The sequence below is a fragment of the Paenibacillus sp. FSL K6-1217 genome (assembly GCF_045040735.1).
Lineage (GTDB): Bacteria > Bacillota > Bacilli > Paenibacillales > Paenibacillaceae > Paenibacillus_AQ.
Window position 1 is genome coordinate 4,789,880 of sequence record NZ_CP150271.1, and the last position, 24,105, is coordinate 4,813,984.

General features: G+C 54.6%; 21 protein-coding genes and 1 riboswitch. Of the genes, 7 read left to right on the forward strand and 14 right to left on the reverse strand.

Annotated elements, in window-relative coordinates; translation table 11 throughout:
- Positions 1-44 precede the first annotated feature (44 nt).
- Together MHH28_RS21055 and MHH28_RS21060 are read right to left on the reverse strand one after the other, a co-directional pair.
- Positions 45-1,343: a nucleobase:cation symporter-2 family protein gene (locus tag MHH28_RS21055; protein ID WP_405105212.1), complete on the reverse strand. Its 1,299-nt coding sequence runs from the start codon at positions 1,341-1,343 to the stop codon at positions 45-47.
- Positions 1,337-1,942, reverse strand: a complete 606-nt coding sequence (locus tag MHH28_RS21060) for a xanthine phosphoribosyltransferase (RefSeq protein WP_405105214.1) — start codon at positions 1,940-1,942, stop codon at positions 1,337-1,339. The genes MHH28_RS21055 and MHH28_RS21060 overlap by 7 nt, the downstream gene beginning before the upstream one ends.
- A gap of 183 nt (positions 1,943-2,125) precedes the next feature.
- Positions 2,126-2,229, reverse strand: a riboswitch (purine riboswitch).
- A gap of 398 nt (positions 2,230-2,627) precedes the next feature.
- Here MHH28_RS21060 and MHH28_RS21065 point away from each other — a divergent pair.
- From MHH28_RS21065 to MHH28_RS21080, 4 genes are all read left to right on the forward strand, one after another.
- Complete coding sequence (locus MHH28_RS21065) at positions 2,628-6,146, forward strand: response regulator (RefSeq protein WP_405105216.1); 3,519 nt, start codon at positions 2,628-2,630, stop codon at positions 6,144-6,146.
- Between the two features lie 8 nt (positions 6,147-6,154).
- Positions 6,155-7,330 (forward strand): ATP-binding protein, encoded by a 1,176-nt coding sequence (locus MHH28_RS21070; protein ID WP_405105218.1) that lies wholly within the window; start codon positions 6,155-6,157, stop codon positions 7,328-7,330.
- 139 nt (positions 7,331-7,469) lie between these two features.
- Positions 7,470-8,330 (forward strand): helix-turn-helix domain-containing protein, encoded by an 861-nt coding sequence (locus MHH28_RS21075; RefSeq protein ID WP_405105220.1) that lies wholly within the window; start codon positions 7,470-7,472, stop codon positions 8,328-8,330.
- A gap of 80 nt (positions 8,331-8,410) precedes the next feature.
- Positions 8,411-8,797 carry a VOC family protein gene (locus tag MHH28_RS21080; RefSeq protein WP_405105222.1) on the forward strand — a complete coding sequence of 129 codons (387 nt, stop codon included), beginning with the start codon at positions 8,411-8,413 and terminating at the stop codon, positions 8,795-8,797.
- Between the two features lie 7 nt (positions 8,798-8,804).
- Here the strand turns inward: MHH28_RS21080 and MHH28_RS21085 are convergent, their stop codons facing one another.
- From MHH28_RS21085 to MHH28_RS21095, 3 genes are all read right to left on the reverse strand, one after another.
- A complete protein-coding gene (locus MHH28_RS21085; RefSeq protein ID WP_405105224.1) occupies positions 8,805-9,731 on the reverse strand; it encodes an AEC family transporter in 927 nt (308 codons plus the stop codon).
- Between the two features lie 184 nt (positions 9,732-9,915).
- Positions 9,916-10,398: a transcription elongation factor GreA gene (gene greA, locus MHH28_RS21090; protein ID WP_405105226.1), complete on the reverse strand. Its 483-nt coding sequence runs from the start codon at positions 10,396-10,398 to the stop codon at positions 9,916-9,918.
- Between the two features lie 160 nt (positions 10,399-10,558).
- Complete coding sequence (locus tag MHH28_RS21095; protein ID WP_405105228.1) at positions 10,559-12,025, reverse strand: MDR family MFS transporter; 1,467 nt, start codon at positions 12,023-12,025, stop codon at positions 10,559-10,561.
- Between the two features lie 220 nt (positions 12,026-12,245).
- Between MHH28_RS21095 and MHH28_RS21100 the strand changes: the two genes are divergently transcribed.
- The 3 genes from MHH28_RS21100 to MHH28_RS21110 all read left to right on the forward strand — a co-directional run bounded on the left by MHH28_RS21100 (position 12,246) and on the right by MHH28_RS21110 (position 14,709).
- Complete coding sequence (locus MHH28_RS21100; RefSeq protein ID WP_405105230.1) at positions 12,246-12,677, forward strand: MarR family winged helix-turn-helix transcriptional regulator; 432 nt, start codon at positions 12,246-12,248, stop codon at positions 12,675-12,677.
- Between the two features lie 96 nt (positions 12,678-12,773).
- Entirely contained in the window at positions 12,774-13,943 is a 1,170-nt protein-coding gene (locus tag MHH28_RS21105; RefSeq protein WP_405105232.1) for an acetyl-CoA carboxylase biotin carboxylase subunit family protein, read from the forward strand.
- A 13-nt stretch (positions 13,944-13,956) separates the two neighbouring features.
- A complete protein-coding gene (locus MHH28_RS21110; RefSeq protein ID WP_405105234.1) occupies positions 13,957-14,709 on the forward strand; it encodes an esterase family protein in 753 nt (250 codons plus the stop codon).
- Between the two features lie 101 nt (positions 14,710-14,810).
- On the opposite strand, the gene MHH28_RS21115 is transcribed toward MHH28_RS21110, so the two are convergent.
- The 9 genes from MHH28_RS21115 to MHH28_RS21155 all read right to left on the reverse strand — a co-directional run bounded on the left by MHH28_RS21115 (position 14,811) and on the right by MHH28_RS21155 (position 24,090).
- A complete protein-coding gene (locus MHH28_RS21115; RefSeq protein ID WP_405105236.1) occupies positions 14,811-15,098 on the reverse strand; it encodes a DUF6509 family protein in 288 nt (95 codons plus the stop codon).
- A 33-nt stretch (positions 15,099-15,131) separates the two neighbouring features.
- The gene (gene rlmN / locus MHH28_RS21120; protein ID WP_405105238.1) at positions 15,132-16,220 is read right to left on the reverse strand and encodes a 23S rRNA (adenine(2503)-C(2))-methyltransferase RlmN; all 1,089 of its coding nucleotides are present in this window, start codon (positions 16,218-16,220) and stop codon (positions 15,132-15,134) included.
- A 610-nt stretch (positions 16,221-16,830) separates the two neighbouring features.
- Complete coding sequence (locus MHH28_RS21125) at positions 16,831-17,187, reverse strand: nucleotide excision repair endonuclease (protein ID WP_405105240.1); 357 nt, start codon at positions 17,185-17,187, stop codon at positions 16,831-16,833.
- A gap of 82 nt (positions 17,188-17,269) precedes the next feature.
- Positions 17,270-18,457: a nitric oxide synthase oxygenase gene (locus MHH28_RS21130; protein WP_405105242.1), complete on the reverse strand. Its 1,188-nt coding sequence runs from the start codon at positions 18,455-18,457 to the stop codon at positions 17,270-17,272.
- A gap of 46 nt (positions 18,458-18,503) precedes the next feature.
- Positions 18,504-19,352, reverse strand: coding sequence for an EcsC family protein (locus MHH28_RS21135; protein ID WP_405105244.1), 849 nt, complete (start codon positions 19,350-19,352; stop codon positions 18,504-18,506).
- Between the two features lie 160 nt (positions 19,353-19,512).
- Positions 19,513-19,794, reverse strand: coding sequence for a hypothetical protein (locus MHH28_RS21140; protein WP_405105246.1), 282 nt, complete (start codon positions 19,792-19,794; stop codon positions 19,513-19,515).
- A 90-nt stretch (positions 19,795-19,884) separates the two neighbouring features.
- Entirely contained in the window at positions 19,885-21,306 is a 1,422-nt protein-coding gene (locus MHH28_RS21145; RefSeq protein WP_405105248.1) for a hypothetical protein, read from the reverse strand.
- Positions 21,307-21,475: 169 nt separating this feature from the next.
- Positions 21,476-22,021, reverse strand: a complete 546-nt coding sequence (locus MHH28_RS21150) for a hypothetical protein (protein WP_405105250.1) — start codon at positions 22,019-22,021, stop codon at positions 21,476-21,478.
- A 77-nt stretch (positions 22,022-22,098) separates the two neighbouring features.
- Positions 22,099-24,090 carry an FAD-dependent oxidoreductase gene (locus MHH28_RS21155; RefSeq protein WP_405105252.1) on the reverse strand — a complete coding sequence of 664 codons (1,992 nt, stop codon included), beginning with the start codon at positions 24,088-24,090 and terminating at the stop codon, positions 22,099-22,101.
- Between the last annotated feature and the right edge of the window lie 15 nt (positions 24,091-24,105).

Genomic DNA, 24,105 nt, shown 5'->3' on the forward strand with positions numbered 1-24,105 from the left:
GGAATCGGCTGTGCATCTCATTAGATTTGGGTCAATGGAATATTTTACTTCGTTTCCGGGGCAGCGGCTACGGCAGCCGCACTCTCCTGGGTCTTGGATAAGAAGATATTGAGAATGATCGCTGTCAGCGACCCGGATACAATGCCGTTCTGCAGCAGCATTCTGGCGAATTCCGGCAGTTGGTCGAACATGGATGGAAGCACCGCAGAGCCGAGGCCCACCGCAATGCTGCAGGCGGCGATCAGCAGATTGCCGTCCTTGCGCAGATCCACATCGGACAGAATCGACATGCCGGAAGCGGCGACCGAGCCGAACATGACAATCATCGCCCCGCCCAGCACCGCATTCGGCACGACCGTAGTCAGTGCCGCGAGCTTCGGCAGCAGCCCGAGGACGATCATAATTCCCCCCGCTGCAAAAATAACATTCCGCGTCTTCACCCGCGTCAGCGACAGCAAGCCGACATTCTGGGAGAATGCGGTGTACGGGAAGGCATTGAACAGGCCGCCCAGCATAATGGCCAGTCCCTCGGAGCGCAGGCCGTTCACGATCTGCTTCTTCTCCACCTGCTGGTCGGTCGCCTTGCCAACGGCAAAGTACACTCCTGTCGATTCCACCATAGACACTATATTTACGATAATCATCGTGAATATAGCGGTAATGCTGAACTGCGGCCAGCCGAAGTAGAACGGCTGTGCGACACTGACCCAGGAAGCTGTGGTCACAGTAGAGAAATGCACGATGCCCATAGCGTAGCCGATTACAGTGCCCACTACCAGACCTACCAGTACGGATACGGAGCGCAGGAACCCTGTGGTCAGCCGGTTCACAGCCAGAATGACAAGCAGGGTGATTAGCGCCAGCAGCAGATTGCGGGGCTGGCCGAAGTCGGCGCTCCCCTGGCCGCCGGCCACATTATTCATCGCAACCGGGATCAGCGACAGGCCGATAATAGTCACTACCGAACCCGTAACCACGGTCGGGAAGAACTTGAGCAGCTTCCCGTACACCGGGGCCGCCAGTACAACGAACAACCCGGAGATAATGATCGCACCGTAGGCTGTTGCCAGATTGGAGCCTGAGGCGATGGCGATAATCGGGCTGACTGCCGTGAAGGTACAGCCGAGCACAACCGGCAGCCCGCTTCCGAAATACTTGCTGCCCATAATCTGCAGCAGGGTCGCCAGCCCGCAGGTGAACAGATCCGCTGCAATCAGATACGCCATCTGCGTACCGTTCAAGTTGAGCGCTCCCCCGACAACCAGCGGTACGATGACCGCTCCGGCGTACATCGCCAATACATGCTGAAGCCCGAGGGCCAATACCTTCTGTTTGCTTAACATCCTGCACGCTCCTTGATTAATCCTTCATTATCTATGAAATGAATCTCACCCGGCGACATGGAAGCAATCCGCGCCAGGGAATACACCGGAACTCCGCGCTGCTCCAGCAGACCGCGTCCCTCCTGGAAGCTCTTCTCAATGACACAGCCGACCCCGGCCAGCTGCGCCCCGGACTCTGCTACGATATCGCATAACCCTACAAGTGCCGCACCGGTAGCCAGGAAATCATCAACGATTAATACGGTGTCGTCCGGCCCGAGATATTTCTGCGAGATGCTGATCTGATAGTCCTCCTGACGGGTGAAGGAATGGACCGGTGCCGAATACACCGCTTCGGACAGCGTCACCGCCTTCTTCTTCTTGGCGTAGATGAACGGCACACCCAGTGCAATTCCCGCCGCCATAGCAAACTGGATTCCGCTGGCCTCCACAGTCAGCACCTTGGTGATCTTCCGGTCCGCGAAGACCGCGGCGAATTCCTTCCCGATCGCAAGCGCAAGCGCCGTGTCTACCTGATGATTCAGAAATGAGTCCACTTTCAGTACAGTCTCCGATAGAATTAAACCTTCTTGTCTAATGCGTTCTTCCAATACTTTCATTACAGCGGATCTTCCTCCTTAGAAATAAAAAAGACAGATAAAATAAAAAGGACAGATTCCCTGAGTGTTTCGCTCAAGTGAATCTGTCCTTCTGGGTTTTTGTCCCTTAGTGGTGTAACACATATAAGTGTCCGCATCGCTTGGACCAGTCCTTCCCGTGCCGCAGCACAAGAAACGGAACCCTAGATGCGCTATTTCACTCATAGTCGGATAATTACAGTGGTTATCCGGTAGAAACTTATGGGCCATATTCCCAAGATTATATGAGTTGTATGATATCTGATTTGCCGTTCACAACCTTCGTATATATTACACGCTCTATTCGCCTCATACAAGCAAAATTTTAAGTATACTTGCGGTGGTTTCATAGTTTTCATGAAAAATTAATATTATCTTCATATAGCGGGCGGTGAAGCTGCAGATTTCACCGCCGCCTGGCTGCAAATGACCCGAATCTCAGCAGATATGGGTACAAACCCGGCAACAAACCATGTAATTTCAGGGTTTTCAAGGTTTTCTCTATGTATTCTATTTCGCTAACCCTTCATAAAAAGTATAATTATATAGCTAGAGACTACTAACTGAACAAAGGCGGCGAACAATGAGGATAAAACAACAGGTTTGGTTAGCAACGTCAGCTTCTATACTGCTGTTAGGCAGTATGATTACTATATCCATTCTCTTTATGGAAGGAACTTCCCGCCTGCTCGCAGCAGGATTGGGTGCGGGCGGCATTCTGATCAGCATCGGCCTGATCTACAGCATTCAGCGTAATATAGACCGCGGTCTGGGGCGCATCGCGGAGATCTCCGGGGATATCGCCGCAGGCACGCTTAATCCTGCTGGTGCGGCGCCGGTGCGCGGGGATGAGTTCGGGCAGCTGGCCGCCTCCTTTTACGGGCTGGCGGCTGACCTTCATCACCGAACCGCCGAAGAGCGCGAGCTGCGGCTTAGAGCCGAGGAACAGGCCTGGATTAATACACAGGTGTCTGAAATGTCGCTGCTGCTTCAGGGCTCTGTACAGCTGAAGACCGCCTCACGCGTGTTCATCGGCAGGCTGGCTACCGCTGTCCGCGGAAGCTACGGGGCAGTCTATCTGAAGCGGGACGGTCTGCTGAACTTCGCGGCCGGCTATGCCTTCGATGAATCCGCAGGACAACAGGAGCCTATCCCGCTGGGCAGCGGCCTGGTCGGGCAATGCGCTCTGGATGAGCAGATGATTGTTCTGCAGGACCTTCCCGGGAATTATATCAAGGTCCGCTCCGGGCTGGGGGAGGCTGCACCCTCATCACTTATTATCGTGCCGATCATGCACGAGCAGGAAGTGGTAGCAGTGATGGAGCTGGCAGCCCTAAGCCCGTTCGGCCCCAAGGAATTGCAGCTGATTGAACGCACGGGGCAGAATATGGGCGTGCTGATCAATACCCTGGCGGATGTCACCAGAATTGAAGAGCTGCTGAGCGAGACCCAGCTCCAGAAGGAAGAGCTGGAGGCTCAGACCGAAGAGCTGACGGCCCAGACTCAGGAGCTGGAAGCCCAGACCGAAGAGCTGATGGCCCAGACGGATGAGCTGCGGCTGCAGACCGACCAATTACAGGACCAGAAGATCGAGCTGGAGGCGCAGTCCGAGAGCCTGCTGACTTCCAATGAACAGCTCCAGGCCCAAATGAGACTCACCGAGGAACAAAAGGACGAAATTGAAGCCCAGACCGAGGAACTGCGGCAGCAGACGGAAGAGCTGCTGGCCGCAAATCTGGAATTGCAGCAGCAAATGGAGATTACTGACCGGCAGACTGCGGAGATCAAGGCACAGGCCGATGAGATATCGGCGGCAAACCGCGATATGCAGAAGCAGCTTCAGATCTCGGAGATTCAGAAGTCCGAGATTGCGGAGCAGGCCGATGAGCTGCAAGCTCAGACGAACGAACTGCTGGAGCAGAAGGAGCAGCTTCTGACCCAGACGGAGGAACTCCAGTCTCAGACAGAAGAGCTGCAAGCCCAGACGGATACGCTGCAGGCCCAGGCCGGTGAGCTTCTGATCCAGAAGGAAGAGCTGGCTGCCTCCCATGACCAGTTACTGCTTCAAGTCGAGCTTACCGAGAAGCAGAAGGAAGAGATCCAGGCGCAGGCCCAGGAGATCTTCATGGCTGCGCAGTACAAGTCGGAGTTCCTGGCCAATGTCTCCCATGAGCTGCGCACTCCGCTGAACAGCCTGCTGATCCTCTCCCAGATTCTTGCCGAGAACAAGGACGGCAATCTTGGGGCGAAGCAGCTGGAATACGTGCATACGATTTTCTCGGCAGGCAAGGATCTCCTGCAGCTGATCGACGAGATTCTAGATCTGGCGAAGCTGGAGGTCGGCAAAATGACCGCGGTGATTGAGCCGGTCTCTCCGCAGGATCTCAGCAATCATGTCTACCGCCATTTTGAGCAGCAGGCCAAGAACAAGAACCTCCGGTTCGATGTCCATTCAGACAACCGGCTGCCTGATTATCTGATGACGGACGGCCACAGGCTGCAGCAGGTCTTGAATAACCTGTTGTCCAACGCCATCAAATTCACCCCGGAGCAAGGCTCCGTCTCCCTGTCCATCCGCACCGGCGGCGAAGAGGTGATCTTCGCCGTCAGCGATACCGGTATCGGCATTGCCGCCTCCAAGCTGGAGAGCATCTTCGAGGCGTTCCAGCAGGCGGACGGCACCACCAGCCGCAAATACGGCGGAACCGGACTCGGCCTCACGATCTGCCGCGAGCTGGCCACCCTGCTGGGCGGACGGATTGAGGTAGATTCTGTAGAGGGCAAAGGCAGTACCTTCTCCCTGATCATTCCTGCTGTGGAAGCGGGGGAGGATGCCCAGACCCTTGCTGCCGCAGCCTTTGCAGCAGCCTCTCCGGAGATCCCGGCTTCCGGGCCTATACGACGGGAGAACCCCGCCTTCCGCGAATCCTTCGTGCCCGATATATCCATCTCTAATCCGAAGCTGCTGCAATATGCGGAAATGGATGATGACCGCGGCAATCTGCTGAGCAGCGATATTATCCTGCTGATCATTGAAGAAGATGCCGAATTCGCCGCCCGGCTGCTGGAGCTGGCGCGCAGCCGGGGCTTCAAGGCCATCGTTGCCTTCCAGGGGGACCAGGGTCTTGCTCTGGCCCATGCCTACAAGCCGGATGCCATCCTGCTGGATCTGCATCTTCCCGTTCTGGACGGCTGGTCCATTATCAGCCGCCTGAAGAGCCGGCCGGAGCTGCGCCATATCCCCGTGCATGTCATTTCGACCGCTGAAGAGAACCAGCAGAGCCTGTCGATGGGCGCCCTGTCCTTCTGGAAGAAGCCGAATGATTATGCGGAGCTGGAGGCCGCCTTCCTCCAGATCGAGACGTATATCCGCCGTCCGGTCAAGAGCCTGCTGATTGTCGAGGACAACAAGGCTCTGCGCAGCAGCCTTGTCGAATTCATCGCCCATCCCGATGTGAACATTATTGCGGTCGGCACCGGCAGAGAAGCGATGGAGCATCTGGCCAGCCATCATTTTGACTGCATGGTGCTGGACCTGGGCCTCTCGGATATCTCCGGCTTCGACCTGCTGGAGCAGGTCAAGACCAACCGCAAGCTGCAGACGCTGCCGGTCATCATCTATACAGGCAAGGATCTCAGCAAGACAGACGAGCAGCGCCTGAAGCACTACGCCGAGAGCATTGTGATCAAGAACGTGAGGTCTATGGAACGGCTCTATGACGATACTGCCCTGTACCTCCACCGCAAGCATGCAGACCTGCCTCTGGACAAGCAGCGCCTGATCGAGAATCTGCATAATCCGGAGTCCGCTTTTGCCGGCAAAAGCATTCTGCTTGTGGACGATGATATGCGTAATATCTTTGCGTTATCGAGCGTACTGGAAGGTTATAATATGGAGATCAGCTTTGCCCAGAATGGTAGAGAAGCGCTGGAGCATCTGGAGACCCACCCTGATATTGAGCTTGTATTCATGGATATCATGATGCCGGAGATGGATGGTTACGAGACGATGGAGCATATCCGGCAGAGCCCGGCGTATGACCAGATCGTCATTATCGCGCTGACCGCCCGCGCCCTGGAGGAAGACCGGGTCAAATGTCTCGAAGCAGGGGCGAATGATTATATATCCAAACCAATTAATACTACACAGCTGGTGAGAGTGCTGAAATTATGGTTGATTCAATAGGAGGCAGCATGGAGTATCCGATCAATATTTTAGTTGTAGATGACCGGGCAGACGAGTTCCTGTCCATTCAGGCCTTGCTGGCCGATTCGCCCTACCGGCTGATTCACGCCCCCTCGGGCATGGATGCTCTAAAATGTCTGCTGGAGCAGGAATTTGCCCTGATTATTATGGATGTGCTCATGCCTGACATGAACGGGTTCGAAACGGCGAAACGGATTAAGATGCGCCAGAAGTCGCGCGATATCCCCATCATATTCTTAACCTCGCTGACATCCGAGCTGGAGAACTATATGATGGCCTATTCGGCCGGGGCGATTGACTACCTGACCAAACCGTTTCATCCGACTGTGCTAACAAGCAAGATTGACGGCTTCGTCCGTCTCTACCAGACCCGCAAGGAGCTGCAGCTTAAGACACTGGAGCTGGAGACGGCCAACAGCATTCTGACCGAGCTGAAGGAGACCGCCGAGGTGGCGCTGCGGATCAAGAGCGGCTTCCTCGCCATGATGAGCCATGAGATCCGCACCCCGCTGAACGGGATTATTGCCATGTCCGATGTCCTGCGCTCCTCCGATCTGTCCCCAGACGACCAGGAGATGGCTGAGATCATTCATACCAGCGGCCATGCGCTCGTCTCCGTCATTACGCATATCCTGGATTTCACCAAAATTGAGTCCGGCAAAATGGAGCTGGATTACGAGCTCTTCAATCTTCACTCCTGCCTCAAGGAGACCGTGGATTTGTTCCGGGCACTGGCCAGAGAACGCAACTTGACCCTGGAGACCTCCATTGCCCCCGATATTCCTGCCCTGCTGATCGGTGATCCCAACCGTCTGCGGCAGGTACTCAATAACCTGATCGGCAATGCCATCAAGTTCACGCATGCCGGCGGCGTCAAGGTGAATGTCCGCCGCCGGCAGGTGATGGACAAGCTGCTGGAGCTGGAGTTCATTATTGAGGATACCGGCATAGGCATTCCGGCGGACAAGATGAAATATCTGTTCCAGCCGTTCACCCAGATCGGGGCCACCATCAACCGCAAGTTCGGGGGAACCGGACTCGGGCTGTCCATCTGCAAAATGCTGGTCGACCTCATGGGCGGGACGATCTATGCCAAGCCGGGTGTAGTGGGTGGGGCAACCTTCATCTTCACCATCCAGGCCGCTGAGGGACAGCCGGACTGACCCCATTGCTTCAGCATGAAGCGTCTCACTGCATATAAGAAGCTCCCCCTTCAGATAATGAAGAGGGAGCTTCTGTGTTATTGCTGTGGACTATTGTAGAATGGAATGGATCAACTCTGGAAGGAGATGAACTCTATAGATGGGAACCTCTAGATTCCCTTTGTTCCAGCAGAACTTCGTGCTGCAGGCGCGAAGTACAACTCATCATTGGGAAGGCACCGGCCCCCTATCCTTAAAGACATTTCGGAATGGCCGGGCCTATTACAAAACAAAATTCGGTCATTATGCTGTGGAGCGAGAGGGCTACCTCCTGTTAAATGAAGGGGAGCAGTACGCTATAGCCATTGAGTCCGAAACGGAAGTCGACTCTTTTTGTGTATTTTTCAAGACCGGATTTGCAGAGGAGGTCCATAGAGCTGTTCATTTAGGAGTAGAGAAGTCCTTGGACGATCCATTTTCCGTAACAACGCACCCGTTGCAATTTCACACCAAGTCCTACCGGCATAGTCATTTGATAACTCCACTTCTTGAGAACTTCAAGCATTCCTTATCTGTACTCGGCAGTGAGCATCTCTGGGTCGATGAACAGTATCAAAATCTAATTCAAGCACTGCTTCACGTGCATCAGAAGATGTCTCAGGAAATTAATACACTGCCAGGTATGAGGCCGGCGACCAGGGAAGAACTCTTTCGGCGGTTGACACTGGCCTACGAATATTTACATGCGTATTACAACCAAAACGTGACCCTTGAGGAAGTCTCAAGAGTCGCTTGTCTTTCTAAAAACCATCTGATCCGCAACTTCCGGCACTTTTTCAACAGGACACCTCACCAGTTCCTCATCGAAAAAAGGATACTTGAAGCCCAGCGTCTCCTTGCTCACACAGAATGCAGTGTAACCGAGATTAGCCTAAGTGTTGGCTTCGACAACGTCTCTTCCTTCAATAAAGTGTTTAAACAAAGAACGGGATTATCGCCCCTGATGTTTAGAAAAAAGTGATTTTGGAAAAGTAACGCTTCATCCGCACATGTTACATTTACTGCGTGGAACATACAACATACACAGAGGAGCGATATTACATGAATTCAGAATTTCAAATTAAAGGCATTGGGCAAATATCGATTCGCGTACATGACATGGAGGCTGCTACCCGATTCTATCAAGACACTCTAGGCCTCAAGCTGTTATTTCAGATCCGCAACATGACCTTCTTGGAATGTAACGGGCTTCAGATCGTGTTGAGTATTGCTGAAGATGCGCAGTTCGATCATCCCAGCTCTGTGTTCTATTTCCAAGTTGACAATATTCACGCATCGTACGAAACCTTAATCCACCGGAATGTACATTTCCTGGACCAGCCGCATAAAGTCGCGGAGATGGGTCAGACCGCAACCTGGATGACGTTCTTCCAGGACCCCGACCAGAATGTTCATGCTCTAATGAGTGAAGTACCTGTGTCGCAATAATTTGAGATTATCCCCCTACCGCCGCAATCAGCACCGGCAGGACCAGGAAGGAGGCCAGGGTCGTCCAGACGATGCAGCGCGAGACGAGCGCAGGCGAGCTGCCGAAGCGTTCCGCCAGGACCACGGAATTAACCGCCACCGGCATGGAAGCCAGGATCAGCAGCACCGAGAACAGCGTGCCCGTGATATTCAGGGCAAGCAACACCAGCGCGGCCAGCAGCGGAGCCAGCAGCAGCCGGACGGTCAGCCCCGTCCAGAAGGCAAGCTGCACATTGCGCTCCGTATGTGCGGCCTGGACCTTCACCATCTGGGCACCAAGGATGGCGAGCACGACCGGCGAGTAGGCCCCGGCGGCCATCGCTACACCTGAGGCCAGCTCATGCGGCATATGCAGGCCCAGCGCCCGCAGCAGCAGCGCCAGAATGGCGGCGTAGATTGCCGGCAGTGAGAAGACCGACTTCAACGCGCTGCGCACGGAGAACTGTGACCGGGCGGCAAAATACACGCCGATCGTATTCACGATCACCATCTGGGCGATGACATAGACCGATGCCTTGTCCAGGCCCAGCTGGCCGAAGGCCAGCAGCACCAGCGGCAGACCGTAATTGACGCTGTTCGTGAAGGTGGAGATGAGCGTAAGACCGGCGGCTTCCGGCGGAGCCAGCTTGAGCATTTTGCCGATCAACGTCGCCACGCCCCATAGAAGGAACAAATTCAGCAGTGAGAACGAGAGTGTCTTATAGACATCATCGAAGGAGATATCTGCCGTAGCCAGCGTGTCGAGAATAATAGCCGGACTGAGAAAATACAGGTACAACGTCAGCAAAGGCTTCGTATCAAGCTGCTTATACCGTCCAAGCAGCGCTCCGGCGGCCACCGGAATGGACAGCGGTACGATGACCTCAACAAGTGTCGTGAGTACAGTCTGAATCACAAGCCAGGACTCCTCTATGTAGTAGTTATTTCTACTATAACCCTCCTTAGCAGGGAGCGTCTAAGACAAGGAATCAATATCCTTGATAGCAATTGCCTATGGCAGCCAGCGGCCACCTTCCATTCCACACAAAAATCCCGCACCCTTAGATCAAGGTGGGCGGGATCTTAGCCTTCAATTGAATTTACAGCATTTTGATCTCAAGCAGCTCGTATTTGATAATCCCCATCGGGGCATTGACGCTGATGATGTCGCCTACCTTTTTGCCGATCAGCTCTTTGCCGAGCGGGCTCTCGTAGGAGATCTTGTTGTCCAGCACATCGGCCTCCGCCGGTCCGACTACTCTATATTCAATCTTCTCCGAGTACTCCACATCATTCAGAATAACGATGCAGCCTACGCTGACTGTACTCAGGTCCATATTGCTGGCATCCACAATCTGCGCCTTGATCAGCATCTTCTCCAGAATCATAATGCGGGTCTCCATGAAGGATTGATCCTCCTTGGCGGAGTGATATTCGCTGTTCTCCTTCAGATCCCCGTAGCTGATCGCCAGCTTAAGCCGGGCTGCAAGCTCCTTGCGCCCTGCTCCCTTCAATTCCCGCAGCTCATCCTCCAGCTTGGCCAGACCTTCCTTGGTCAAAAACACTTCGTCATTGTTGGACATGTATACAACTCCTATTATTTGCTCGCTTTATAGTATTCTAACTCATAATCGCCCAACATGCGAAGAGAAAGCGCTATAAAACACAATAATGGAGAATTCCGCTCCTGATCCGTACCGGTCTGGAGCGGCGGCTGCCGCTTAAGCCGCTCATCTGTGCGCTTCAAGCCTCCGCCTGCGGCGCCGGAGCAGCCGCAGGCTTGCCGCTGCCGCCTCTCAGGAGGAAGGTCAGCGGAATCGCCAGCAGCCCCACTGCCGTAGCGATCAGGAAAATATCCTGCACGCCCATCGTCATCCCCTGCGCCTTCAGCAGAGGACCGCCCGCCCGGGCCGCTCCATCCGCAAGCTCCTGCTGATGGGCCAGCGATCTGGAGGCGAGCAGCGAGCTGAATACGGCGATGGACAAGGCCCCGGTAGCCTGGCGGACCCAGTTGGTCACGGAGGAGGCGTGGCCGGTAATGGCCCTTGGCACCGCCGACATCCCGGCATTGGTCACCGGCATGAAGGCCAGCGCAATGCCGACATTACGTACCGCCATAAGCACCGCCACACGGGTATGGGTCACAGCCAGCGTGATGTGGGCAAGCTCCCAGGTTGAGGCGCTCAGCAGCAGAATGCCCCCCAGGATCAGCCAGAACGGGCCAATCCGGGAATACAGCTTGCCGACCACCGGGGACAGCACAGCCATTACGATGGAACCCGGCAACAGCACCAGCGCCGTCTTCAGCGGGGTGGAATGCTGGATATCCTGCAGGAAGACCGGAATCAGGAAGGTCCCCGAGTACAAAGCCACGGTAATGATACAGTTGATGATCAGGCTGTAGGTGAACCGGCTCTGGCGGAATACCTTCAGATTCAGCAGCGGCTCCTGGAGCGACAGCTCTCTGCGGATGAAATACGTTAAGGCCGCCGTCCCAGCCAGCAGCAGGGTCAGGGTGCTCCAGGAGGTCCAGCCCCAGGCATTCCCTTTATTGAAGGCCAGAATAATGAAGGCGCTGCTCAGAATGACCGTGACGAAGCCCGGCAGATCGAAGCTTCTGCCGCTTGCAGCCTGCCGCTGAAGCGGCAGACATTTCAGCGCCACGGCAATCGCGATCAGACCAATCGGCAGATTGATCACGAACAGCGACTTCCAGCCGAAGTATCCGGTCAGCCAGCCGCCGAGTGTCGGCCCGAAGGCAGGCGCCAGCATGGAGGACAGGCTCCAGAGGCTCATAGCGAAGGCCTGCTTTTCCTTTTCGATAAACTGGTAGATCATCGTCATGGTGGTAGGGATGATCAGACCGCCGAATATCCCCTGGATAATGCGGAAGGTAATCAGCGAGTGAATATTCCAGGCCACTGTACACAGTGCCGAGAACAAGGTAAAGCCCGACAGGGCAAATACGTACAGCATCTTGTAGCTCCATTTGTCCCCGAAATACCCCACAACCGGAGCAATAACGCCGGTAGCCAGCAGATAACCGGTGATCATCCACTGTACGGTGCCGATCCCGGCGTGGAAGTCCTTCAGAAAGACCGGGAATGCTACATTAATGGTAGTCGTACTAAGAATGGCCATGAAATTGCCGAAAAAAATGGCCAGAATAATCGGCCAGAATGATGAATGTTTTGCCGCCGGACTGCTCAAGGGCGCTCTCTCCTCTATTTTGCGGTTCACCCCAATATAGGTGTATGATACAATCAATTAGATGTATGTGTATTATACAACTATCTGTTTGAAAGTCAATGTGACATGTGATTTATTTCAGCTTTCGCATATGGCGAACATTATCCCTTATACTAGGGACATATGAAATGAACATTCTCTTAAACGCTCACAAGTACCCAGTAAAGGACGGAACCCAACTATGGCTGATGAACAGAAGGACAAGCACCTCGAAGCTCTTAACCAGGAGCTGATCACGCTGATTCGGCACGGCTCGCTGGATAAGAAGCATGGCGGGCTGGACCGCTCCTCGTATACCCTCCTCCACCATCTGTCGATGCACGACAAGGTAGGCGTTAAGGCGCTTGCCGAGCATTTCGGCCTTGACACCTCTACCATCAGCAGACAGACAAGCGTCCTGGAGGCGAAGAACTATGTGGAGCGGGTGCCTGATCCGCAGGATGGGCGCTCCAGCTATTTTCAGCTTACTGCGCTTGGTGCACAGACCTTCGCTGAAGCCCGGAATCTCCGGCTGGCACGCTACGGGCAGATCTTCGAAGACTGGTCCGCAGAGGACTGCGAGACCTTCAGCGGGCTGCTTGCCCGGCTCAATGGCACCCTGCAGCAGAAATAGAAGGCAGAGGATTGACGGATGTGGACGAAGCTGGTAGATTGAATTAATCATACAAATTAACTCGGAATTATATTTGAGCCAAAGGGGCCGGTCTGCATGAACTTTATTTTCTTTTCTCCGCATTTCCCCAAGAACAGCGCTGAGTTCTGTACGCACCTGCGGGAGCAGGGGGCCACGGTGCTTGGGATTGGCGATGCGGACTACGACCAGCTGGAGGACAAGCTGACATCGGCACTGACCGAGTACTATAAGGTAAGCCAGCTGGAGAGCTATGAGGAGATTCTGCGGGCTGTCGGCTATTTCACCCATAAGTACGGCAAGATCGACCGCTTCGAATCGCTGAACGAATACTGGCTGGAGCAGGATGCCGCCATCCGCACGGACTTTAACATCTACGGCACCAAGTCGGATTTCGTCCATAACCTGAAGCAGAAGTCCAAGATGAAGGAATTCTTCCGCAAAAGCGGTGTAAGCACCGTCCAGTTCTCCACCGGTACTACGCGCGAGAGCGTCGAGAGCTTCATCCAGAGCGCCGGGTTCCCGCTGGTGGTCAAGCCCGATCTCGGCTCCGGGGCCAGCATGACTTATAAGATCAACGATGAAGCGGAGCTCCAGCACTTTTTTGACACCAAGCCGGAGGATGTAGCCTTCATTATTGAGGAATTCATAGACGGGGTTATCCTCACCTATGACGGGCTGGTGGATCGGGACGGCAACGTGCGCTTTGCGGTCAGCCACCTGTTCGAGAACAGCGTGATGGATGTCGTCAATACGGACAATCACCTCTACTACTTCTGTCTGCGGGAGATCAGCCCGGAGGTCGAGGAGGCGGGGAGGAGCATTTTGCAGGCTTTTGACATCCGGGAACGGTTCTTCCATATCGAGCTGTTCAAATCGCACAAGGATGGCCGGATCATTGCCCTGGAAGTGAATATGCGCCCGCCCGGCGCCTGGATGACCGATGCCATTAACTTCGCCTATGATGTCAATGTCTATAAGGAATGGGCCAGCATGGTTGTGCACAATGAGGTCGGCGGTCCATACGAAGGCAAATATTATACCGGCTATGCCAGCCGCAAGAATCATAAGCATTACGCTCACAGCCATGAGGACATCTACCGTGAATTCGGCGGGAAGATTGTCAATTATGACGAGATTGAAGAGGTCTTCAGCAGAGCGATGGGCAACAGCGCTTATCAGTTCCGTTCACCCGAGCTTTCGGAGGTCAGAGACATTAGAGGCTATATTCAACAAGAAGAGGGATAGGATGTGTTAACGGATGAGGATAAGCTACCATAAGGAGTACAGCCACAACCTGGGCAGAGACATGGAATATAAAATATACGGCCACGCCGGCAAACCGATGCTCGTCTTCCCCACCTCGCTTGGACGTTTTTATCAATATGAGGATTCGGGTATGATTGACACGCTCTCCTCCTTCATTGAAGCGGGCAAGCTGCAGATCTGGGCCTGCGACAGTCTGGATGAAGAGACCTTCTTCTCCACTCACTGGAACAACGAGGACCGGATACACCGCCATGAGCAGTATGACAAATATATCGCGCATGAGCTGATTCCCGGCATTCTCCGTGAGAGCAAGCACAGCAACGGCGGGACCGACCAGCGCATTCTGATCTCCGGCTGCTCGATGGGCGCTTATTACAGCGCCAGCTTCTTTTTCCGTTATCCGCACTATTTCGATACCTTGATCGCCCTGAGCGGCGTCTATTCCACCTATTATTTCTTCGGCGACTATATGAGCGGGAACATCTACCTCAATTCACCGCTGCATTACCTGCCGGGGCTGACCGATGAGCATTATCTGAACCAGTACCGCAGCAGCAACATCATCGTCTGTGTCGGTCAAGGGGCGTACGAGGACGAGATGCTCCATGAGACCCGGCTGCTTCAGGAAGTGCTTGGTCACAAGGGCATTCCGGCACGGATCGACTACTGGGGCCATGATGTCAGCCATGACTGGCCTTGGTGGAACAAGCAGATTCATTATTATGTGGAAGGCTGCCTGGGCTAGTGAAGCTGGTGCCGGCAGTCGAATCCCGCTGTACATTTGCATAAAAAAAAGGAACTGCTGAAATGAGCAGTTCCTTTCTCTGTAACCATTGACGCCTTGTCCTATGCAGGCACATGCTCCGAACAGAACTGAAGCAACGCGGCTTCCTCATCTTCTTCCATATCGAAATCGAGCAGTTGGCCTGAGGAGGTCTCCAGCAGATCGTAGCTGACAATGCTTGCCTGCTCCTCTTCCACTTTGACAATCACGCGGGCGGACACGCCGTTCTCCACGTACAGCTCATCATCCTCCGGCACATCAATATTAACGACGAACTCATATCGCTTGCCGCTTAGGATACCAAAAGGATCTCTTACGTTCTCCACGGTGTAGCTTGTAAATGTCAACAAGTTGCATTCCTCATTTCTCAATTCACTGCCAGATTATTGTAACACAGTATCAACTGCTTTGCCTTTGGTCTTCTTGATCTGCTTGCTGCGCAGCTGTCCGCAGGCCGCATCGATATCGACACCCTGCTCCAGCCTGGTGCTGACACTGACACCCTGCTTCTTAAGCGTATCGAAGAAGGCACGCACCGACTCCCTGCTGCTCCGCTGATATTGGCTGTGCTCATCCACGGGATTATACGGAATCAGGTTGACGTTCGCCAGCTGGCGGCGGTCTCCGATTAACTCGGCCAGCTCCAGCGCATGCTCCTCGCGGTCATTGATATCCTTCAGCAGGATATACTCCAGCGTGATTCTCCGGTTCGTCTTGTCCAGATAGTAATCAATCGCGGGCATTAGCTTCTCTATTGGAATGGCCCGGTTAATCTTCATGATCTGTGTCCGCAGCTCATTGTTCGGGGCATGCAGCGAGATCGCCAGATTGACCTGCATATTGGCGTCGGCGAATTCCCGGATTTTGTCCGCCAGGCCGCTGGTGGATACGGTGATTCCTTTGCCGGCAATCGCCAGACCCTTATGATCCTTGATGGTAATCAGGAAGTTCAGCAGATGCCGGAAGTTATCGAACGGCTCGCCGATGCCCATGACCACGACATGGCTGACCTTCTGTCCCAGTCCTGCCTGATCCAGATAAAGCTGGACCTTCATAATCTGCTCCACGATCTCGCCGCTGGTCAGATCCCGGCTCTTCGCCAGCAGTCCGCTCGCACAGAAGCTGCATCCGATATTACAGCCGACCTGAGTAGTGACACATACAGACAAGCCGTATTTCTGCCGCATCAGCACCGTCTCAATCAGGTTACCGTCCTGAAGACGGAAGAGGAACTTGACGGTACCGTCCGCCGATTCCTGCTTCACATGCTCTTCCATCGTCTGGAACACATAATGCTCTTCCAGCAGCGCTGTGCATTCCTGATTCATTCCGTCCATCTCGGCGAAGCTGGTAATCCGCTTGCGGTACAGCCATTCCCAGACAGCGGTGGCCCGGGATTTCTTGTGCCCATGCTCCAGCAGCCATGCCGTCAATTGCTCCAAAGTCAATCCATAAATGGATTCTTTATTCATTTCATATCCTCTTTTCAAAACATTAAAGTTCAACTTATCTATTTTACCTGGACAGGGACATTAGCAGCAACAATACCTTATTGTCTCAAATTTCGTTTATTAAAACAAGAGGAAACGCTCAGCAGATAATGCAAAACAGTTACAGATATCAGGTAATTAGCGTTATACAAAATGAGTTAAAAATTGGTATAATAATGGATAGTGGTTTATAAAATGGTTTTCTCCCTCAGTTATACATTGGAGGTATGAACAATGAATCTAATTCGTTTAATGAAGTCATTCCGATTTTGGTTAGTTGTAATTTCATTTGTTGTTATTGTTGTAAACATTTCAGGAAATGACGACTATAACATCCTGTTGGCCCTAATTAGTCCGTTGGTCTGGATATACGAATCAGCTCATTTTGTACGAAAATCAGACATTCCTATAGCAGCAGTATATCTCACAACGTTAGCTTTCTGGTATCTTGTTGGTTTCATTTTAGATCGACTGTTACCAAGAGTAAGGATAAATCAATCCTAAATAAGCTATTTCAATAGGGAATCGGGCGCTTGGAGCCCGGAAAATAAAAAGCGCAGTCCGCAGGGACCACGCCTTTTCAGCCAAAAGCTTATTTATACAGAACCTTCTCGACATTGTATTTCGCACGAAGCTTGTTCACAATGTATGTCTCATAGATCTCTCTGTCCACCGGATCTTCGACGATGCAGACTTCGATGCGGGTTACCTCATCGCGGTGGGGCTTCATCACGGATACATTGTCCTCGAAATGCTTCTTGATCCGCGGTCTCAGCTTGCGGGCCTTGCCGACAAACAGCAGCTCGTCCTGATCATTGTAGAACATGAAGATACCGCCTGCTTCGCGGGTAATCAGATGGAAATCGGTGAATCCGTAAATATGGCTCAGCTCAGGGTTCGCTTGCTTGTAAATAATAACTTCCGGTGACGGAATCGTAATGCTGATCATTAAGCTTCACTTCCTCATTGGATATAGAAATAAATAGTATCACAGAATGGATAGTGTGACTATTTCTATCTTGGGTTATTGATCAATCACTCTTCATAGACTGATGAAAAGGACATCCCTCCGCCTCCGCCTCCGCAGCCGCACGCTGCCCAAGCTCCGCTTGCTGCTTCCGGTAGACGAAGCGCGGACTTAGCTGCAAATCACGCAGCTTGTTATCATTCCAGATCGGTGTGGAGGAAGGAGACATCGGCGGGATCAGCCAGCCCCACTTGCCTGACACTTCCCGTCCCTGCTGCTTCTCCTGTTCCTGGAAGCGGATGAACTGATCAGCCGCTGTATGATGATCCACAATACTAACCCCCGCCTGCTTGAAGGAATAGAGCACTGCGCGGTTCAGCTCCAAGAGCGCCCGGTCTTTCCACAGCGAGGTATTGGTGGACCGGTCCAGGCCAAGCAGGTCAGCTACCGCAGGCAGGCGGTTGTAGCGATCCGTATCCCCGAAATTCCGCGAGCCGATCTCCGTCTCCATGTACCAGCCGTTGAATGGCGCTGCCGGGTAACGGATGCCGCCGATCTCCAGGCACATGTCCGAGACAATCGGAACAGAATACCAGCGCAGCCCCAGCTCCGTGAATTGCGGGATCTCCGGGTGGCTGAGCGGAACCTCCTGCACAAGTCCCGGAGGAATAGGGAAGCAGCGGGGTTCTTCCGCACCGATGCTGATTACGAGCGGCAAAAGATCGAAATCCCCGCCGGTGCCCTGCCAGCCCAGCTTCAGACAGACAGCGGTGAATTCGTCCGAAGCCGGATCACCCGTACGCGGATGCTCCCCGTTCCCAGGGTAACCGGCATAGCGGATCAACTGATGATTCCAGATTCGGAGGGCACGGCCTTGCTCCTCATCACTGCGGAAGACGGTAATGACCGGCCGGATCCGGCCGCCGTTATTCGCTTGCTTCATATGATGCAGCAGCGCCGCCGCCACCTCCTCTGCCGTCTCTGCTCCGCGGGCGTCAATCACATCAAGGGAATGCCAGAACAGTCTTCCGATGCAGCGGCTGTTATGTCGCCAAGCCATCCTCGCCCCGTGCGCCAGCTCTTCTCCCGAGTGCTTGTATGTACCTGTACGCTGCATCTCTTCGCGGATATCCGCCAGACGCCGGTCCCGCTCATCCTCTGTTATCTCCAGCTCCCGATAACAAGCCGTGATGAAGGACTCCGCCTGCCGGATGACTTCCCGGGTGTCAGGCTGTAGAGCTGTGTGGTTCATCTTCTCTCTCCTATCCGTGCATACCTGCTATAGTACCCTCAGCGTATCATCTCTGCTCCAGCTCTGCCAGTCTGGAGATAATCCGTCGTTTGCGGTAGAGCATCCGCGCAGCCTCCGTGACCTCCTCCAGCGTCTTCCGGTTAAGATAAGCGCCGAAGAACATCCCTGCGACCGGAACCGTCTGGAGCAGCTTTTTCCAGCCCCAATTGTCGCGGTATACGGTCACTACCTCCTTCCAGCCTTGAATCCTGGAGACGGTCTCCTTAGTTGCGGCAAGAATGTTGCCGTCCCCGCCTGCCTGCAGATTCAGCTCCTTCAGTAGCGTGCGCTTGCCCACCACATCGGAGGAGGCGAACTGCATCACCTTCACGGTAAATATCCGCTCCGCCTTATCGGTAGGATCGTAACCATAACAGAGGCCGATCTCCTGAATCGCCTTCAAGGAGAGGCCCAGGACAGCCGGAATATCGGCAGCCAGTGTGAAAATCCCGCCGAAGCCGGTGGTCGCCCCCTGAGCTGTAGCCGTATTCCGGCTACGCTCCGCGAGCTTCAGTGCCACTGCATCCATCACAGCCAGCGGGAACGGCCCGTCTTCCGGGGCGCCTGCCGCCCGGCTTGTCTCATTCATCAGCTTGCCCACCTTGCGCCCGGCCACCAGATAGTTGCCTCCATTCTGGATGTAGCCGCCCAGTTCATCAAGCAGCCGGCCTACCTTCTCGTGGATAACCTTTGGCGTGATGGCATCAAGCAGCTTGAACGGCAACCGGGTAATCCGGTCCCAGATCATCAGCCTATTCTGTTCTTTCTCCCACTTGGTAATCTCCTTAAGCGCAGCATACAGCATCTCCGGTGTCTCCGGAGGACTTCCTGAACCGGTGTTGTCCGCTTCTGGCATAGGTGTACCCCTCCCCTGAATAGTCTCGTCATTACCTTATAACCTATTTCATAACAAATGATTGCAGAGGCCCCATATCCGGGCCCGGATCCCATCAACAGCAAACAGGCATTCCCGGATCAACTCCGAAAATGCCGGTTCACCTAGCCTTGTTCAGGCTTTAATCTTGGGATTCGCCTGCCTGCTCATCCAGCGAAGACAACCTGCGCTTCTCTTCCTCCAGTCTCTCTTGGACCAGCTCGACCCCTTGTCTGCCGACTGAACCTTCCGGGGCATGGCGCACGGCTTCTTCTGCGTGCTCCAGACTGTTCTCTGCCTGATCTATCATCTGCCCGGTCGGATGACTCGAAGCCTGGGTTACAGCGTTGTGCAGCTTCGTCACCGCATCATGCGCCTGATCCACCGTACTGTTGGTGCGCAGACTGGACTCGTAATGCTTCATAAGATCCTTCCCCCTCCATCTCGGTTTCTGTTCCTCTCTAGGATGGATTGGAGAGAGCAATCTTATGCGGCGATTCCGGCTCAGCATCGTCTACACCAGGAACATGGCGACAATCGTCATGGCCGCCAGACCCAGGAGGACCGGCTTCAGATTGCGCCGGGCCAGCTCGAACGGGCTGACGCCGCAGATGGCAGCGGCGGGAATGAGCGCCCACGGGATCAGGGTGCCGCCGCCGACCCAGATGGCGGCCACCTGCCCAAGGGCGGTCAGCGTGGCTGCGCCGGAATGAATCGCGGCGGCGAACAGCCCGGCAATCGAGCCGGCCAGCGAGATGCCGGAGAACCCGGAGCCGTCGAGGCCGGTGATCGCGCCGATCACCGTCAGCGTTACGGCTCCTACTGCTCCGTTCAGCGGCACGTGATTCGCCAGGGCCACGCCCAGGTCATTCACGATGCCATGCGAGCCGTCCGGCAGCACCTTGCCGTACAGTTCGGTGAAGGCGGCGTCGCCCAGATAGAAGAAGGCGGCAATCGGGATGACCGGCCCGAAGACCTTGAAGCCGAACATGAACCCTTCAATGAGATAGGAGGTGATCTTCTCCAGTCCCTGCCCCTGGCCGCGATGGGCCAGCAGGGTAATGACGATCAGGATCAGCACGGCGGTTCCCCCAACCAGTGCGGTAGCATCGCCGCCTTGCAGATGCAGTACGAACATGCCTGCCACATCCAGGAGGAAGAGCAGCGGAATGGCAACCGCGAGCCCTTGGCGCAGACGGTCACTCATGAGGACCTGACCGTCATCCTCCGTCTCCGCACCAGCCGGCGGTTCTGCTGCTCCCGGGGAAGAGACCAGGCCATCTCTCCAGGTACCGTTCTTCAGATCCCGCTTCATCATCCAGAATGCGCTCACCGTCGTGACAATTCCCATCACAGCCACCAGCGGGATACTGGCCTGCATTACACTGGACACCGGAAGACCGGCAGCATCGGCCGTCAGCTTCGGAGCGCCTTGAATAATATAATCGCCGGAGAGGGCGATCCCGTGCCCGAACAGGTTCATGGCTACCGCTGCGCCCAGCGCAGGCAGACCGACCCGGACCGCCACCGGCAGCAGAACCGCCCCGACCAGCGCTACAGCAGGGGACGGCCAGAAGAAGAACGAGGTTACCATCATAATCAGCCCGATTCCCCAGTAGGCCATCGCCGGTGTGCGCAGGAACCGGGTGAGCGGGGAGACCATCGTCTCGTTGATGCCTGTTATAATCAGAATCCGGCTCATCGCCACGATAATAGAGATAATCATGATGGTACCGAGCAGCTCCTTGGTCGCGTACACAAAAGAATTAAAGATTCCCGATACCGACCCGCTGAGCGTCGCCGTTGCCAGCAGCCCGAGAGCCAGAATCCCGGTCACACAGATCATGGTCGTATCACGCCGCTTGATCAACAGCGCCAGAATGAACACAATAAATACCAGATACACCCAATGAATCGCGGTAAGCTGGATACCCATTAGCCGTGCCCCCTTTCCACTTACAAATAGCAAGCAGGTGCTATATGCTATGCAGGAGGATAGGCTATTGTTCGCCTCAGGGACGTGCAGATAATTTCTTATATTTACAAAAAGACCCCCGCCTCCACATCACATGGATTCAGGGATCTTATTTGCGGATTACACTCTGTTACCGTTGCCTGCCTGCTCTTCTGGCCCGGAGGAACGCGAGCTGCTTCAGCCTGTCCTGATCGTATAAGCTGCCCGCGATTTCCGGTTGCCCGGTATGTAGATGGGTAATCTCCTGTCCTGCTGCCGGTCTGGAGACGACAGGAAGAAGGGTGGAGGTGCCGTCCCTGTGAACGATCAGACTATGGCCGGGCGAGGAGTACGGCTCGCGCACATACTCGTCAAGATAGCCATATACCTTACGCTGCATCACAGGATCTTTGCTCATCTGCTGCAGAATATTCGGAGCGATCACAAGCTCCTGCCGATCCCTCCGGTCTCCTGCACCGGTGCTCTCCCTCTTGCCGCAGTCTTTGGCTACCGCCATAATGCGAACGGCCAGACCGTATTTCTTCTTGATTCTGCGTACCTGATCCTCCATTGCCGCCGCCACCGCCGCCATCATCTCCGGGAAACTGAGCGGAGAAGACCCGCCAGAAGCAGAGTCTGACTGATGCGGAGATCGGGTCAGCGAAGCTGCGTTGATACGTGATATGGGAATATACATCGTGCGTTCCTCTTCTCGCGCGTAAAGTTCAGGACAACTCTTTATCGGCAAAAAGAGGAGAATTACTTATACAGAGGCTATTCCTTAGCCAACGCGCCCGCAGCCGCATCCTCGCCGCCAAGCCGCCCGGAGGTGAAGGAGTAGCCCAGTCCAACACCGTTGCCTACATACGTATCATTGAAAAGCACCCCTTCGGACTCCACCCCCACGGCATACAGTCCTTTGACCGGCAGACGCTTATCATTCAGCACCTGGAACTTGGTATTGACCAGCAGACCACCTACCGAACAGAGGTTGTTAATCTCGGCAATAATGGCGTAATACGGCCCGCTGCTGCCCATAGGCACCAGGTATTCCTTCGCCTTGCCGAACTCCGTATCGGTGCCGGTCTTCGCCGCTTCCTCATAGAGCTTGAAATCAGCGGCAAATACCGCAGGGTCCATCCCCGCATTCTTCGCCAGCTCCTCCGGCGTATTACCCTTGAAGCCGTCGCCGTTCGCTACCATGGATTCGAGGACTTTATCGGCATCCTTCCAGGGCTGGTCCAGCGTGAACTTGTCCTTATAGGATGCGTAGAATTCCGGTGGCATGCCCGGCAGCTTAGGTGCCTGCAGCCCCTTCATTCCCTGGGTCTTAAGGGCATCGAGCTGCGCCTGCGAGACAATCACCAGATGATAAGCTCCGTTAAAAGCACTGGTATTCGCTGCCGCTACCGCAGTCAGTGTCGCAGCCTCATCCCTGAATCTCGCACCCGAAGGACCGACATTCATCACGGTTGGCAGGTAAGACAGCATCATGGGATAGCTGGCTGCAAACGGCTCATACTCTGTCTTCAGCTTGTCCGTAGCTCTGGCCAGCGTCTGGTGAAGCATCTGCCCGCCGAAGTTGTCCGGCACCTTCGCGCCGATCTCCCAGGACATCTTCAGCCCTTCGCCGATGTTCTGGCCAAGCCCGCCGTTAACGCCTTCGAAGCCAAAAGCCTCCTTAACCATCTCTTTATTCCCGGCATACCCGCCAGTAGCCATCACAACGCTTGTTCCTGCAATCTCCAGGGTTGTTCCGTCAGATTTCTTGGCAACGACGCCGGTAAACTCTCCATTGGCGCCGGTCATCAGCTTCTGCGCGGTGGCCTCCGTAATCACCTGCCCGCCGCCCTTCTCCACCGACGCTGCGAGCATCTTGCGCAGCAGCTCCTGGCGGGTCTCATAAGGAGGCAGCATATGGAGCTGTTCTCCGGCAAAGTTCAGGAAGGTGGTCGTGTAGCCTTTGCCGGTCAGCCAGTCATAGGTTTCGCCCGACTTCGTGACGTATTGGCGGATCGCTGCCGCATCCACACGCCAGTGGTTGTTCACGATCCAATCGGCGATCTCCTTCTCAACTTCCACTTTCAGCCCGCTGCTTAGCGCGGCTGAGGAGTTGTAGAATTTGCCCGCCCAGGACAGGTTGCTTGCCCCGCCGATTGTCGCTGTTTTCTCGATCAGAATCACCTTTGCACCCTTATCGGCTGCCGATACTGCCGCAGATACCCCAGAAGCACCTGCGCCCACCACGACAACATCCGCCGACAGCTGCTGCGTCTTGCCTTCTCCCGATTTCACTACAGTCTTCGTTTTAAAAGCCTCCACATTGCCGCCCGCCTGCTTAAGCGCGTCCTCCACAGCGGTCAGAATCGCCTTGCTGGACTCGGACGCACCGCTGACGGCATCAATATTCAGGGTCTGGCCGGATAGAATCTCCTCCTTGACCTTATTGATCGCCTCCACCCCGATGCCGGCGGTTTCGCTCTGGCTGACCACGTTGATTCCGGTAATGACTGAATTATCGTCAAGAGTCACCTCAACCTGAATCTTGCCGTCCTTGCCTTCGGCCTCCGCTTTATAGGTTCCCGCTTTGAAGCCTGCCGGTACAGTACTTGCATCCGCTGGCTGTGACGCCTGCGGCGAAGCGGACGGCTGCTCTGAAGCTGCCGGTGCAGCGGCATTGTTACCGCTGCAGCCGCTAAGGAGCGACAGGACCAATATCAGACAAACGGTGAATAAGAACATTTGCTTTGTTGCTTGCTTACGCATCAATTTCTCCCCCTG

Excerpts from the sequence above, each read along its gene's own strand:
- MHH28_RS21055 (WP_405105212.1), bottom strand. The coding sequence starts at position 1,343 with ATGTTAAGCAAACAGAAGGTATTGGCCCTCGGGCTTCAGCATGTATTG.
- MHH28_RS21060 (WP_405105214.1), bottom strand. The coding sequence starts at position 1,942 with ATGAAAGTATTGGAAGAACGCATTAGACAAGAAGGTTTAATTCTATCG.
- MHH28_RS21065 (WP_405105216.1), top strand. The coding sequence starts at position 2,628 with ATGGAAGGAACTTCCCGCCTGCTCGCAGCAGGATTGGGTGCGGGCGGC.
- MHH28_RS21070 (WP_405105218.1), top strand. The coding sequence starts at position 6,155 with ATGGAGTATCCGATCAATATTTTAGTTGTAGATGACCGGGCAGACGAG.
- MHH28_RS21075 (WP_405105220.1), top strand. The coding sequence starts at position 7,470 with ATGGGAACCTCTAGATTCCCTTTGTTCCAGCAGAACTTCGTGCTGCAG.
- MHH28_RS21080 (WP_405105222.1), top strand. The coding sequence starts at position 8,411 with ATGAATTCAGAATTTCAAATTAAAGGCATTGGGCAAATATCGATTCGC.
- greA (WP_405105226.1), bottom strand. The coding sequence starts at position 10,398 with ATGTCCAACAATGACGAAGTGTTTTTGACCAAGGAAGGTCTGGCCAAG.
- MHH28_RS21100 (WP_405105230.1), top strand. The coding sequence starts at position 12,246 with ATGGCTGATGAACAGAAGGACAAGCACCTCGAAGCTCTTAACCAGGAG.
- MHH28_RS21105 (WP_405105232.1), top strand. The coding sequence starts at position 12,774 with ATGAACTTTATTTTCTTTTCTCCGCATTTCCCCAAGAACAGCGCTGAG.
- MHH28_RS21110 (WP_405105234.1), top strand. The coding sequence starts at position 13,957 with ATGAGGATAAGCTACCATAAGGAGTACAGCCACAACCTGGGCAGAGAC.
- rlmN (WP_405105238.1), bottom strand. The coding sequence starts at position 16,220 with ATGAATAAAGAATCCATTTATGGATTGACTTTGGAGCAATTGACGGCA.
- MHH28_RS21125 (WP_405105240.1), bottom strand. The coding sequence starts at position 17,187 with ATGATCAGCATTACGATTCCGTCACCGGAAGTTATTATTTACAAGCAA.
- MHH28_RS21130 (WP_405105242.1), bottom strand. The coding sequence starts at position 18,457 with ATGAACCACACAGCTCTACAGCCTGACACCCGGGAAGTCATCCGGCAG.
- MHH28_RS21135 (WP_405105244.1), bottom strand. The coding sequence starts at position 19,352 with ATGCCAGAAGCGGACAACACCGGTTCAGGAAGTCCTCCGGAGACACCG.
- MHH28_RS21140 (WP_405105246.1), bottom strand. The coding sequence starts at position 19,794 with ATGAAGCATTACGAGTCCAGTCTGCGCACCAACAGTACGGTGGATCAG.
- MHH28_RS21145 (WP_405105248.1), bottom strand. The coding sequence starts at position 21,306 with ATGGGTATCCAGCTTACCGCGATTCATTGGGTGTATCTGGTATTTATT.
- MHH28_RS21150 (WP_405105250.1), bottom strand. The coding sequence starts at position 22,021 with ATGTATATTCCCATATCACGTATCAACGCAGCTTCGCTGACCCGATCT.
- MHH28_RS21155 (WP_405105252.1), bottom strand. The coding sequence starts at position 24,090 with ATGCGTAAGCAAGCAACAAAGCAAATGTTCTTATTCACCGTTTGTCTG.